12 protein-coding genes and 1 pseudogene are annotated in these 14102 nt (G+C 37.2%); 1 reads left to right on the forward strand and 12 read right to left on the reverse strand.

Annotated elements, in window-relative coordinates; translation table 11 throughout:
- The 5 genes and pseudogenes from RMB13_RS00110 to RMB13_RS00130 all read right to left on the reverse strand — a co-directional run.
- Positions 1-321: pseudogene (locus RMB13_RS00110) on the reverse strand (protein FilE); the annotation flags it as partial.
- A 17-nt stretch (positions 322-338) separates the two neighbouring features.
- Complete coding sequence (locus tag RMB13_RS00115) at positions 339-2003, reverse strand: outer membrane protein transport protein (protein WP_311084068.1); 1665 nt, start codon at positions 2001-2003, stop codon at positions 339-341.
- Between the two features lie 12 nt (positions 2004-2015).
- Positions 2016-3218: a hypothetical protein gene (locus RMB13_RS00120; protein WP_311084069.1), complete on the reverse strand. Its 1203-nt coding sequence runs from the start codon at positions 3216-3218 to the stop codon at positions 2016-2018.
- Between the two features lie 45 nt (positions 3219-3263).
- Positions 3264-4097, reverse strand: a complete 834-nt coding sequence (locus RMB13_RS00125) for a C39 family peptidase (RefSeq protein ID WP_004641305.1) — start codon at positions 4095-4097, stop codon at positions 3264-3266.
- 304 nt (positions 4098-4401) lie between these two features.
- Entirely contained in the window at positions 4402-5253 is an 852-nt protein-coding gene (locus tag RMB13_RS00130; protein WP_017392392.1) for a DUF6160 family protein, read from the reverse strand.
- Positions 5254-5609: 356 nt separating this feature from the next.
- On the opposite strand from RMB13_RS00130, the gene RMB13_RS00135 reads away from it, so the two are divergent.
- Positions 5610-6968, forward strand: coding sequence for an anthranilate synthase component I family protein (locus RMB13_RS00135; RefSeq protein WP_311084070.1), 1359 nt, complete (start codon positions 5610-5612; stop codon positions 6966-6968).
- A 3-nt stretch (positions 6969-6971) separates the two neighbouring features.
- Here the strand turns inward: RMB13_RS00135 and hisC are convergent, their stop codons facing one another.
- The 7 genes from hisC to RMB13_RS00170 form a co-directional block, all read right to left on the reverse strand.
- Positions 6972-8057 (reverse strand): histidinol-phosphate transaminase, encoded by a 1086-nt coding sequence (gene hisC, locus RMB13_RS00140; protein WP_205469857.1) that lies wholly within the window; start codon positions 8055-8057, stop codon positions 6972-6974.
- Between the two features lie 69 nt (positions 8058-8126).
- Positions 8127-9416 carry a histidinol dehydrogenase gene (hisD, locus tag RMB13_RS00145; RefSeq protein WP_132072223.1) on the reverse strand — a complete coding sequence of 430 codons (1290 nt, stop codon included), beginning with the start codon at positions 9414-9416 and terminating at the stop codon, positions 8127-8129.
- A gap of 106 nt (positions 9417-9522) precedes the next feature.
- Positions 9523-10206, reverse strand: a complete 684-nt coding sequence (hisG, locus tag RMB13_RS00150) for an ATP phosphoribosyltransferase (protein WP_005043031.1) — start codon at positions 10204-10206, stop codon at positions 9523-9525.
- On the reverse strand, positions 10206-11462 hold the full coding sequence (gene murA, locus RMB13_RS00155) for a UDP-N-acetylglucosamine 1-carboxyvinyltransferase (RefSeq protein ID WP_092711078.1): 1257 nt from the start codon (positions 11460-11462) through the stop codon (positions 10206-10208). Before murA ends, hisG begins: the two co-directional genes overlap by 1 nt.
- A gap of 6 nt (positions 11463-11468) precedes the next feature.
- Positions 11469-11720, reverse strand: coding sequence for a BolA family iron metabolism protein IbaG (gene ibaG, locus RMB13_RS00160; RefSeq protein ID WP_004794487.1), 252 nt, complete (start codon positions 11718-11720; stop codon positions 11469-11471).
- A 138-nt stretch (positions 11721-11858) separates the two neighbouring features.
- Positions 11859-12197 (reverse strand): ribosome hibernation-promoting factor, HPF/YfiA family, encoded by a 339-nt coding sequence (gene hpf / locus RMB13_RS00165; protein ID WP_049838342.1) that lies wholly within the window; start codon positions 12195-12197, stop codon positions 11859-11861.
- Between the two features lie 168 nt (positions 12198-12365).
- Complete coding sequence (locus RMB13_RS00170; protein WP_205469858.1) at positions 12366-13814, reverse strand: RNA polymerase factor sigma-54; 1449 nt, start codon at positions 13812-13814, stop codon at positions 12366-12368.
- Positions 13815-14102 lie beyond the last annotated feature (288 nt).

The raw sequence follows: 14102 nt of genomic DNA on the forward strand, positions 1-14102 counted from the left end.
AGTTGGTGCAGTTGGTGCAGTTGGTGCAGTTGGTGCAGTTGGTGCAGTTGGTGCAGTATTAGACGACTTTAGAAGTATTTTAGGAAATACTTTTGATTTTAAAGATGTTTCTGGTAATCCTTGCTGTTCTGGACGAGTCGCCTTTATCTCTGGATGTGTTAATATTTTAGACGTTGCAACAGTTCGTTCCACCCTTTTACTCGGAACAATCATTGGTCGACCATCAGGACCAATAATCGTATAAAAACCATCCGCGTAAATAGCAGAGTTACTTGCTATTGCAACAAAAAAAATCGCAATAGCAAATCTAGGTCGAGACATCCGTTCGCAATTTAATTTTACCATTTTGTTCTATAATTTAACCCGAGTACTGTAACTTTGGTATTGGTTTTAACATCCAAACCGGCATAAGGGTTTAACAGGATATTATCAACTCCTGTTTTATTAGATAAGGTACTAGTTCCTGCTGGAATATTATCGCGGCTACGTAAGAAACCAACTGAAAGATCCAAATCTGTATCTGCGTCAAATCGATATCCAATACCCAAACCAAATAATTGCGCATTATTAATTGGAATCATAGTATTACGCTTATCATTTGGAATAGCACTAGCACGAGGCTCATAACCAGCACGTAACTTCAAACGATCTGTTGCTGAATACTCCAAACCAATACCCCAGCTCCATGGTGAGGTAAACTTTAAAGGTAAGGCTAGTGAAGCATCTGTCACATCATTTGATAAAAGTTTAGCAACTTTGAGTAAGGTAATCTGTCTATCAAATTCAAATTTAAACTTATCCCATGCTGAATAGTCTGTCCAACCAACATCAAAGTTAACTTGCAAATCAGGGAATATTTTATATTTAATCCCTGCTTGGAAATGTGCTGGATATTCCAGATCCATTGCGGCTAGTCCAGACTCAGAGCTCGGTACATTTCCTGGTAAACCGAGAATTCGAGCCAAGACCTGACCTGTAGCTGAGGAGTTTAAGCCTTTAATTAATTCTTGAGGAGCCTTAGCATTATTAATTAGGTATTTCCCTTTCATACGCATTTTAGCTGCACTTTGGTAAACCATACCAAAGCCAAAATCGTCCGTTGGTTCCCACATTAAGCCCAAGTTATAGCTTGGGCTTAAAGACTGCTCCATAGAAACTTGTAGTGATCCCATTTTCTTAAAAGGGTCCATCCCTTCTTGAGTATTACATAAGCCAAATAACAATAGATTAGTAATCATATCGTTATTATCTTTAAAAGGTCCACATACTACGTCATCAACCATACGCAACACCCCAATCATATCATTGGGAAATCGCAAATCGGTTTTCATAGCAAGAGCGTTATAAGACATACCAACAGAGGCACCGATCGATAAATGATCATTTACTTGATAACCAAAAGATGGAGACAAGTAAGTAATCCGCTCAACAGCCACCTGCTGCCCCATAAAGTTTCCAGCGTTACCATTTTCAGCGCCAAAACCCGCAATTAAAGGTGCATAAATTGCAGTAGCATAGGTCACCTTCGAACCTGGAGGCTTATAGGCAATCCCTGCTGTAGGAGCAGCTAGTGGATAACCAGCTCCTAGATCAACCATTTTTTTAAGAATCGGTATATATAAACTGGCGTATTCAACATCGCCACGTACAGGGCCCTTAAAATCGGTACAGATATTGGCTGTCACTTCAGGACCATCATTACAAACAAGAGGGTCATCTGAATAACCAAACACGTTATAGCCAGGAGGTGCTGAATACTCTCGCTGAATATCAAAGTTCGCTAAAATTCCTTGCACATCTGTCTGCAACCCATCAATTTTTGCTAAAGCCGCTGGGTTAAAGTGAACTGCACTAATACCAGGTGGATCTGCAGTTACAGCATTCCCCATCGATAGTGAACGAATATCAACAGCTAGGTTTTGTCCTAATTGAGCATTGGCAAAGCTAGAAAAACCGGAGATAACAATTGCCGCCGTTAAAGGACATAATTTAGGATATTTCACCTGCATATCTCCTTATTTAGATTTTTTGCCAAAACCTATGAAATCTAGCGGGAAAGACAGACCAAGCGAAACATCTGGTGCATCTTCGGTTAAACCAATACCCACCGTACCATTAACAATTGTTTCAGGTGAAACACGTACACCTAAAGCAAAAGACAACATTGCACTACTCTGGTCTGGCGACTGATATGATTCACCATTATTAAACTGGAACTCAGCATCCATGTTAAAGCTTTGTTGATATGACATGGTTAATGACACGTCATAGTTAAATGAATAGGCAAAACCGAAAGAGAAACCACCGCTAATACCAGGGTCAAAACTCTCTAGATAACGAGGGCCATTAGCCCCGCCGCCACGTGCCTGATTTAAACCCGTTTCTTTAAATCCATAATTGGCAGATGCCGAGGCAAATAAAACCACTGGATCGATATATTTACGGGTACTTGCTCCTACCCCAACAGAGTAATAACCCTTACCAGTTGAAAGCTCATCTAAACCGATTTCGTAAGGACTATCCCCAGTTTTTGTTGATACGTTACCGAATAACACCAATGGCAGACGACCTTGCTTTAAAGGGAAAGGTTCCCAACGTGCTCCAAAGGAAATATCACCTAAACCAGCAGCAGTTGTATCTCGGACAATTTCAGACTTTGCCACAAAAGGAACAGTTGCTGAAAAAGTTAAGTTATCTAATAAACCATACTGAACAGTAAAACTATTCGTTAAAGTATGGTTTGCATCTTCTTCAATCCGTAAACGGTTGAGTTGAGATGAGTCATCTGCTAAAGCTAAATCAACTCTAGTATCACGATAATAGGTATAATCAAGATCATAATATGCAGAAACCACACCTCGTTTAATCAAAGAATATTGACGTTCATTTGAAGTAAACACTTCTTGCAAATTTGTTTCTTGAGTCGCATCACCTTCTTTTTTCTGTAAAGCAGTCGCGGCTTGATTAGCTCCAGTATTTTCGGGTACAACAGGCGCAGATTCAGGATTTGCAACTTCGGTAGTCGGTGCCGAACTTGCTTCTTGAGTTGAACCTGTCGCTGGTGTTACTTCTGATGTTGTACTCGCTTCAGAAACAACTGCAATATTTGCAGCTGTTTGTGCTTCTGTTTGTGTAACCTGGTCTGCTGCATAGAGGGTGCTTGTAATGGCGCTCATACTTAATGCCAACACACTCATATTCATCCATCGATTATTCATATTTCTTCCCACCCAATGTATTTATTTTACTTAGTTCATATTTGATTATTTACGCTTATAGTAAAGACGCATATAGGTTTCTATCGGCTGATTATAGGTTGCAGAATTTGGGTCTTTATCTAGCACCCGTCTCATGGTAGAAGCTTTATTTGCTAAACGGTCATAATTAAATGTTGGATATTGCACATCCACAAAGGCATAACGGTTAACAGTTGCATCTTCCACATGGCGCATATCTGAATCTTTTAGGGCCAATAAGTCTTTACGTTGAGATTCAGGAACAGAAACAACAAATAATGTATTATTATCCCAAACCTCTTTAAAGCGATTTTCATCAAAGCTGATATTCCCTAATGCAGGGTCAGCAACATAGACTCGTCCATCTTTATAAGCTTTATATACGACAAAATGCTTAAAACCAGCATAAGAAATTGGAACAATCGCGGGCTGTCCAAGATTGACTAAATCTGAAAACTCGCCACGATATCCCCCACTATCCAAACCAATAGCAGTTACAAAGCGCTTCATATCAAGTAGTGAGAAGCTTCGGCGTTCAATAATCCGCTGATATTCACCATACTGTAACAAGCCGCTCATAGTCTGCTGTTCAGTCAAACTAGTACCTACATAACCATTTAGAAGTGTAGTAAGAGCGGCTGAACCACAGCTATAATCATATGCCTGCCGAACGATGCCGCGAAACTGGTCTTCTACAGCAGGTTTAATCCTAACTGGTTCAATATGATTACGGCGAAAAGATAAATTACGTGAATCGGCAGTCTCTGTGTAATAAACAGTTCCTGGTGGTTTTTTTTCTATTTCGAAGGCTTCTGTCGCAAAGTAATATATCAATGCTGAGCCCAAAGCAATCTCTAACATAAGCACTTGTTCTAAATGGCGGCACAACTGGCCTTATTCATTTTATTCTTAGAGCAATAGCTCTACATCCCTGTGTGTTGAAGATACCTTTTTTTTTTGTAAAAAACAGCTTTTTTTTAATCTTTTTGATGAATGTATAGTTCTACTTTAATTAAAGTGTTAATTAACTCTCATTTTTAAATATCAGTAGTTTTAATATATTTATTATTTATATAATAATTTTATATTAAACAAATATATAAAATAATTTTCATTCAATAAAAAAGCGCGTATTAAACGCGCTTTTTTATTTTAAACATTTAAATTAGTGGCCTGAGATTGTAATTGTAGAAGTACCTACATTTAAACCTTGAATTTCAACATCACCAATTGAAGCAGCAGTATTAGAACCTAAATGTACACCTTGTACATAAACATTCATACCTTGTGCGCTATTATTTTGGATTTTCAAGCCAGTTGGTACAACTGAAATATTCGCATTTACGTCTAAATCACCAGTTGTATTCCCAGCACCACGAACCATAACTTTATCGAGAACGATTTGACCGCCACCTGCAGCGTCGTTAATACCAAAGTTAGATAATGTTAAACCACCTTGTAAGCTTGAGTTTACTTTGATCATTGCGCCTTGTGGAGTCGAACCTAACTGAACATTTGCCGAAATCGCGCCTAGAGACAGGTCTAAACCAGAGATGATTTCAGTTGGAGCAGTTTCAGTAATACCACGTACCGCAGTAGTTGTATTTAATGTGCCTGAAGTACCTACACCAATAGAACCAACACTTACATCAACTGCACCAACATTTGCAGCAACGTTTAAAAACGCGCCATTTGTACCTGAAGCACCAACGCTGTCAATTTTAAGATCTAACAAGTTTGCTGTTGGATCAGCCTGTCTAACAGTTACTCCGCTTATGACAATCGCACCAGCAGTTGCTGCAGCACCCGTAATACCTGTAGCAGGATCTAAACCATCATTATCATGAACAATTAATTTATCGACAGAGATAACGCCAGAACCTAAAGCGATACCGATGTTAATACCATCTTGACCTGTAGCAGCGCTTAGTGCAGCATCGTCCATTGACTGCATTGCCATTGCATTTGCACTGATAGCTAAAGAAGAAACTAAAGCAAGTTTAGTGAACATTTTCATTGAGCACTCTCCCAAGAGCATTTATTTTTTGACTTTAACCACTCTCATTGTCTCAAGTTGCATTTTTCTTTATATAGCAACCGAAACTTCCAATCCTTGAGTAGTTTTGCTTAGCAATTACTAAATTACATCTACGTTACTTTTTGTTCAACTAGTGTTGTGCATTTTTTGCCAACTACCCGACAAACGGTACGCTCAATTTATTCCACTTTTAACTTCCAAATATCCCCCCAATCCCATACTAAAATTCGACTATTTTATCAGCAAAAAACACCTCCCCTATAAATCTTCTCCCTGACGATCCACAAGTTGTAGTAAACTAATATTTCCCTCATTAACTATTCTCTTATTCAAAAATGTCTCAGTTAAAGAAAAAAATCTCATTAAATGGTAAAAGTGCTGCCGAGATTTTAAAAAATTTACAAGGATTAACTGGGCTCATTTATTTAAATGACAATAACAATCCTATTATTGGCTTTCTTCCTCAACAATACATTCTTATTCAAAATAAAAATGATTTAGTTTTTCAGCGTCAAAACTTTAATGAATATAAGAATATATCAAAATCGAATCATTTATTAGATTTTATTCAACTTAAAGAAAATAATTTAAAAGAAAATAAAGATAATAAATCGATAACAAGTTTTAACGGTGGCTATATTGGTTTTATTAGTTATGATTTTGCTGCACATCAATTTATTAACGGTCAGAATCATATACAGCCATCTTTATTTTTAGGCCAATATCGTTCTTTTTTAAAATATATAGATAATGACTGGTATTTTTTTAGCGATGAAGAAAATGCTCTTGATCTCTTCACATATATTGAAAAAGAATTAGAGACTCCTATTGTCAATAATTCTAAAAATACATTTAAATTAAAGAATGCTATTCAGCCAAGATGGTCTAAAGAACAATATTTTGAGGCCTTTTATAAAATACAAGAATATATTAAAGCGGGTGATTGTTATCAAATTAACTTAACCCAAGAATTTAAAGCTAATTTTATAGGATCGTTATTAAATAAAGCAGAAGATTTATGGAATCTTACTAATGCACCATATGCAGGTTATTTAAAATTAGATCAATTTGAGTTATTAAGTTGTTCCCCTGAGCTTTTCATTGAGTTCAATCAAAATAAACAAATTAAGACCAGACCGATTAAGGGAACTATGCCTCGATATGAGAATATCGAAAAAGATTTTATTTCTAAACAAACTTTAAAAAACTCGCAAAAAGATCAGGCAGAGAATGTCATGATTGTTGATTTATTACGTAATGATTTGAGCATTTATGCCAATACAGGGTCGGTAAAAACAACACAATTATTCGAAATCGAGAGTTTTAATCAAGTCCATCATATGGTCAGTGAGATTGTTGCGACTCTTAAAAATGATATCAACCCTATGCAAATGTTGCTCTCTGCTTTACCGGGAGGATCAATTACAGGGGCACCAAAAATTCGGGCAATGCAAATTATTGAAGAATTAGAAGAAGAAGCAAGAGGTGCATATTGCGGGACATTAGGTTACTTCAATTTTGATGGAACGGGTCGCTGGAATATTCTTATCCGCAGCTTTCAACAATATAAAAATCAGCTCTCTTTATGGGCCGGCGGTGGTATTACGATTGCCTCAAATGCAGAAGCAGAATATCAAGAAAGCCTTGATAAAATTTCTGCTATGCTGAACTTGATGAACAGCACAGCAGATTAAAACTTAAAGAATCTCTTGTTTTAACGTTTGCACTAAACGCATATTCTGCTCATCAGTACCCACTGTAATACGCAAAAATTGATTAATACGAGGCTTATTGAAATAACGCACAATAATACCTTGTTCACGTAATTGCTGTGCGAGTTGACCCGCATCATGGACTGAGTGTGAAGCAAAAATAAAGTTCGCTTTAGAAGGTAAAACTTTAAAGCCCAAAGCAGTTAGGTCATCTACTAGCTTTTCACGACTAGAAATAACTCTCTGAAGTTGTTCTTCAAAATAAGCCTGATCTTCAAAAGAAGCTACCGCGGCTGCAATTGCAAAACGGTCAATAGGATATGAATTAAAACTATTTTTGACAGCTTCAAGCGCTGCAATTAAATGTGGCTGAGCGATTGCAAAACCAACGCGCAAACCAGCTAATGAACGAGACTTCGAAGTTGTTTGACAAACAACCAAATTCTCATAGCGATTTACAAGACCAACTGCGGATTCTGCCCCAAAATCAACATAAGCCTCATCGATCACCACCACCCGATCTGGATTTGATTTTAAGATTTGCTCGATCTCAGGCAAACCGATTGCAATACTGGTTGGTGCATTAGGGTTTGTAATAACAATCCCGCCATTTGGTTGTATATAGTCCTTAGCTTCTATCTCGAAATTCTCATTAAGTGGAATTTCTTTAGTTTTTGTTCCAAAGAACTGACTATAAACTGGATAAAAACTATAAGTAATATCTGGATAAAGAATCGGTTCATCTTGAAGGAAAAATGCTTTAAAAATATGAGCAAGCACTTCGTCTGAGCCGTTACCCACAAAAACTTGAGAAATCTCAATATTCTGTTGCTTAGCAATTGCTTGCTTTAAAGCTGTAGCATCTGGGTCTGGATATAAACGCAATGCATCAGCTTGCTGAGTTAAAACAGCTTGAACTGCTTCAACTACTTTTGGTGATGGCGGATATGGATTTTCATTCGTATTAAGTTTCAATAAATTCTGAATTTTAGGCTGTTCACCAGGAACATAAGGCTCTAATTCACGAACTTCTGGACTCCAAAAGCGCATTTGTGCTGTAGATAAAGTCATGGTCTTATCTCAAAAAAGGGCTGAAAATCAGCCCTGAGTAATAATTAAAAAACTACAAGGTTTATAAGCTTATTGATAACGATAGCGTGCTGAGCGTGCATGAGCATCTAAGTTCTCTTGGACAGCTAATATGTCTGCTGTTTTAGCTAAGGTTTTAACCCCATCTTTCGAGCACATAATTAGGCTCGAACGTTTTTGAAAATCATAAACGCCTAATGGAGAAGAAAAACGAGCAGTTCCAGATGTCGGTAATACATGATTTGGGCCCGCACAATAGTCACCGATTGCTTCAGGTGTATAACGCCCCATGAAAATTGCTCCAGCATGACGAATATCTTCGCTCATCGCTTCGGCACCATCTAAGCACAGCTCCAAATGCTCTGGTGCAACCTGATTAATCAACTCAATTGCTTCTGCACGGTCTTTGACTAATACTAAAGCACCACGGTTTTCAATTGAAGTTCGTGCAATATCTGCCTTTGGCAATTCATTTAAATGCTTTTCAATTGCCAACTCGACTGCATTGAGCAAAGCTTCATCTGGAGTTATAAAAATAGCTTGAGCCACAGTGTCATGTTCAGCTTGTGATAAAACATCCATAGCCAACCAATCTGCATTATTCTCACCTTCTGCATATACTAAAATTTCAGAAGGTCCAGCAATCATATCGATGCCGACTTGACCAAATACAGCACGTTTAGCAGCGGCTACAAAACGATTCCCTGGACCAGTAATTTTATCTACAGGTGGAATTGTCTGAGTACCATAAGCCAAAGCTGCTACAGCTTGCGCCCCACCAATGGTAAATACTCGGCTAACTCCCGCAAGATAAGCTGCGGCAAGAACCAATGGATTTAACTCACCATTCGGTGCTGGAACAACCATAATAATTTCAGGTACACCCGCAACATGAGCAGGTACAGCGTTCATTAGAACTGAAGATGGATAAGAGGCCAAACCACCAGGCACATAAATACCGACACGGTCTAAAGGCGTAACTTTTTGCCCTAATGTATTGCCCAAGTCATCTATATAAGTCCAGCTATCTTGTTTCTGAGCTTCATGAAATGTACGAATACGCTTTGCGGCTAACTCTAGAGCATCACGAATTTCTGGGCTTAAATTATCAAAAGCAGTTTTAAGTTGTTCTTGAGATAATTCTAAATCTGAAAATTGATGCGCAGGATGTCGATCGAACTGTTGAGTAAGCTTTAAAACATGATCATCACCATGCTGACGAACATCAGCAATAATTTGATCTACTGTTTGCACTAAATTAAGATCATTCACGGTTTCAAATGCTAAAAGCTCAGCAAAAACCTGTTTGAAGTTCTGATCTTGAGTCGATAAACGTCGCATCAATTTACCCACAAGGCGAAAAAGAAAAAGTAAGTTTACTCTTTTTCTAAGCGCTTGTGGGCATCATCTGGCTTAACTATCGCAAAAGCATGATGGGAAATTGCTTTTAACGTGATTGAACAGCTTGCTCAAGCTGTGAAATGATTGGATTTAACAAAGTTTGTTTACGTTTAAAACTGGCTTTATTTACAATTAATCGAGAAGATACTTTGCAAATCTCTTCTAATGGCTCAAGACCATTCGCTCTTAAAGTATTACCAGTATCAACCACATCTACAATGTAATCGCCTAAACCAACCAAAGGTGCCAGCTCCATAGAACCATAGAGCTTAATAACATCAACCTGCTCACCTAAGCTTGCATAATATTGACGTGTAAGATTGACATATTTCGTGGCAATTTTTAAACGACCCTTTGGATGCTCCATGCCTACTTTACCAGCAGTCATTAACTTACATTTAGCAATTTTCAGGTCAAGCAACTCATATACATGCTGAGCGCCATGCTCCATCAATACATCTTTACCTGCTACACCTATATCTGCTGCACCATTTTCTACATAGGTTGGTACATCAGACGCACGTAAAATCAAAATACGTACTTGTTTATGCGTAGTAGGGAAAATGAGCTTACGAGACTTTTCCGGATCTTCGAGCAAATTAATACCCGCTGTAGCCAATAAAGGTAACGTCTCTTTTAAGATACGCCCTTTACTTAATGCCAAGGTCAAACCATGATCAAAATTACCCATCACATCAAAATTAGGATCATCGTTTCTTACATCATTCATTAACTTACTCGCTTAATTTTGGCACCTAAACCTTGAAGCTTCTCTTCGACATGTTCATAACCACGGTCAATATGGTAGATACGATCAATTAAGGTATCACCCTCTGCAACTAAAGCAGCCAGAACTAAAGAGAATGAAGCACGTAAATCTGTTGCCATAACAGGTGCTGCCTGTAAGGTTTCAACTCCGGTTACAACAGCATCGTGACCTTCCACCTGAATATTAGCGCCCATTCGTGACAATTCAGGAACATGCATAAAACGATTTTCAAAGATCGTTTCAGAGATTGTTGCGAATCCACGGCCAATAACATTTACAGCCATCAGTTGTGCTTGCATATCAGTTGGAAACTCTGGATGTGGCAAAGTTCTAAAACTTACAGCTTTAGGACGTTTACCCATCATATCAAGTTCAATCCAGTCATCACCACGAGTGACTTCAGCACCCATCTCTTCAAACTTATCCAAAACAGACTCAAGCAATGCTGGATCTGTATGAGTTGTTTTTATACGTCCACCCGTAATTGCAGCAGCTGCTAAATACGAACCTGTTTCAATACGATCAGCAACAACAGCATATTCACAGCCATGCAAACTTTCTACGCCAGTTACAACAAGAGTATCTGTATCAAGACCTTCAATCTTGGCGCCCATTTTAATTAACATTTGAGCAAGGTCAGTGATTTCAGGTTCACGTGCTGCATTACGAATAGTCGTAACACCGTCTGCCAATGCTGCTGCCATTAAGATGTTTTCGGTACCGCCAACAGTAACCATATCAAAAACAACTTCACCACCTTTTAAGCGACCATCAACTGAAGCATGGACATAACCATTTTCAACTTCAATATGCGCACCTAAAGCTTCTAAAGCTTTTAAATGTTGGTCCACAGGTCTTGAACCAATCGCACAACCACCTGGTAAAGAAACTTTAGCATTACCATAACGTGCTAATAATGGTCCTAAAACCAAAATTGAGGCACGCATTGTTTTTACTAGTTCGTAAGGTGCAAACTGATTATCTAAAGTAGAGGTATCTGCTTTTACTGTGTCATTTTCATAGCCAATCGTTACCCCTAATCCACCAATTAGCTTTACCAACGTATTAACATCTTTAAGATTTGGAACATTGGTTATTGTAATTGGAGAGTCTGCAAGAATAGTTGCAGCAAGTAAGGGTAAAGCCGCATTTTTAGCACCAGAAATGCGCACTTCACCTTCGAGCTTAACACCACCCGTAATTAAAAATTTATCCATTAATATTTAAGCTCCGAAAAGGCTTGCTTTACGCCATTCATCTTTGGTCATTGCACGAATTGTTACCGCGTGAACTTCCCCACTTGCAATATAAGTATTTAATGGTGCATAAACTAGTTGTTGACGAGCCACTGTACGCTTACCTTCAAATTGATCATCCACTATACGGAGGTCAAATTTTCCGGCCTGTCCGCTCACCGCCACTTCCGCTACAGGGAAAGCTTCTTTTAAAATTTGAGTGAGCTGTTCACTATTCATTGCAAAGACCTCTGACACAACCTAAGGGGTAAAACGGAGTATTTTACTATAACTTTTTCCAAGAATTCAGTACGTGTTTATATTTTATCAATAAAAAAGAGGCTATCTTTCAAGCCTCTCTTAACTTCAAAAAACTTATTAAATAGAAACAGTAACTTGCGAATAAGTACATTGCATTTTTCGATATCTTAATAATTGTCTTTTTAATTTTTCAGTCAATTTTTTAATTGAAGTATACATATCATCAGCAGTTGCCTGAGCAAACAACTCAATCCCCGGCAATCTTACAATAGCCTCTGCAACATGATTTGAACTGCCCTTATGAGAGCGCTTATCAATTTGATGATCTTTTGTTAATTTAATCTGCATACTGTTCACCTGATCTAGGTGTTTCGTTAATTGATTAAATTTTGATTTAATATTTTCTTCTATAGCGGGTGTAATTGCTAAATGATGACCACGAATCGTTATTTGCATAATTCTATCCCTCACCTTTTTTAGGTTATCTAAAGAAGAACTAAAGCGATTTAATGTTATCAAAAAGATAAATTGGGACAATTAAACCATTTTAGCTACTCCTCTTGGTGAAAATGAAATTTCATTATTTCGTCATAATGAATCTCTAGAATAGCCATACTTCAAAATTTAGATCAAGACTTTTCTTTCAGACGATGAAGGAATATGTAACGATTCTCGATATTTTGCGACGGTACGTCGCGCCACTTCAATTCCCTCATCTTTTAATAATGTAGCAATTACATTATCTGACAAAGGTTTACATGGATTTTCACTTGCTACAAGTTTTTTAATCATGGCACGAATTGCAGTAGAAGAAGCCTCACCTCCCGCAGTAGTGCCTACATGACTAGAGAAAAAATATTTCAACTCAAAAAGGCCGCGTGGAGTAAGCATATACTTATTTGTTGTTACACGAGAAACTGTAGATTCATGTAATTCTACCTCTTCAGCAACATCTCGGAGAACCAGCGGTTTCATTGCTTCAGCACCTATCTCCAAAAAAGCTTTTTGATGCTCAACAATACAAGATGCTACTTTTAATAGCGTCTTATGTCTCTCATCAATGCTTTTAATAAAGTTTTTTGCCTCAAGCATCTGATTACGTAAATATAAATTGTCTTCACTTTGATCTGCTCTACGAATCATACTAGAGTAAAAACTATTGATTCTTAATTTAGGCAGCACATCTGGATTTAGTTGAACCTGCCAGTGTAAATCTTTTTTAGAAACCACCACATCTGGAATTTGATAGTCTGATTCTTCTTTATCAAAGTCCATACCAGGATAGGGTTTTAATGTTTTTAAAAGATTGATTGCAAACTTCAATTGATCTTTCGTTAGACCTGTCTGCTTGAGTAATTTATTTAGATCATTTGCTATCAAAAGTTCATAATATTGCAATAGGCTTTTTGCTTCGTTTAAATATTCAACGTCTTTAGATAAAAATTCGAGTTGTATCTTTAAACATTCTGCTAAATTACGCGAACCAATTCCTAATGGATCAAGTCTTTGAATATGTTTTAAAACAACTAAAACTTCATCTTCCTCTATCTCTTCTTCAATATCCATTTCATTCAATAATTGCTGTGATGCTAAAATGATTTCCTCTAATTCAGCATCCAAAAATCCTTTATCATCTAATGCATCAACAATACAGTAAGCAATTAATTGATCTATTTTAGAAAAGTGCAGAAGATTAACTTGTTCTAGAATATGTTCTTTTAAAGATAATTGAACTTGGCGATTATCCTCTCGCTCTTCAAACTCTGGAGTAGCCAAAGCCGTCGATTGATGAGTATAAATATCATCCCATTCAGTATCGACTGGTAAATCATCAGGCAAATGGTTTGCATTTAGTTCAGTTGTTAAGTCATCTGAGTCTTTACTTTCTAATGTAGACAAACTTTCTGTTAATGACTCTTCTTCTATTTTTTCAAGTAAAGGATTACTATCTAGTTGAATCTGAATTTCTTGTTCAAGCTCTAAACTAGAGAGTTGTAACAAACGAATCGCCTGCTGCAATTGAGGTGTTAACGATAGAGAATTCGCAACTTTCAACCCAACAGATAATTTCATATATTTTAGATTCCATAAAACAAGCAAAAATCATGCCTATTCAATATTTATAACATATAGTTTCTATTTATCATACATATCAGTTTGAAATTTTCAGAAGAAAAATAGATTTTTTACTAAAAAATCTTGCTACAGAATAACCTTATTTATTGATTAGATATTTTTGTTAATTAATTGCTACTTACGCAGGCTCAATATTTTCATCATTTAATTCCAGGCATAAAAAAACACCCTCAACTGTTAAGTTGAGGGTGTTTAGAATAATGAGCTGGCGATGACTTACTCTCA

The organism is Acinetobacter sp. V102_4 (assembly GCF_031799005.1).
Taxonomy (GTDB): Bacteria; Pseudomonadota; Gammaproteobacteria; order Pseudomonadales; family Moraxellaceae; genus Acinetobacter; species Acinetobacter calcoaceticus.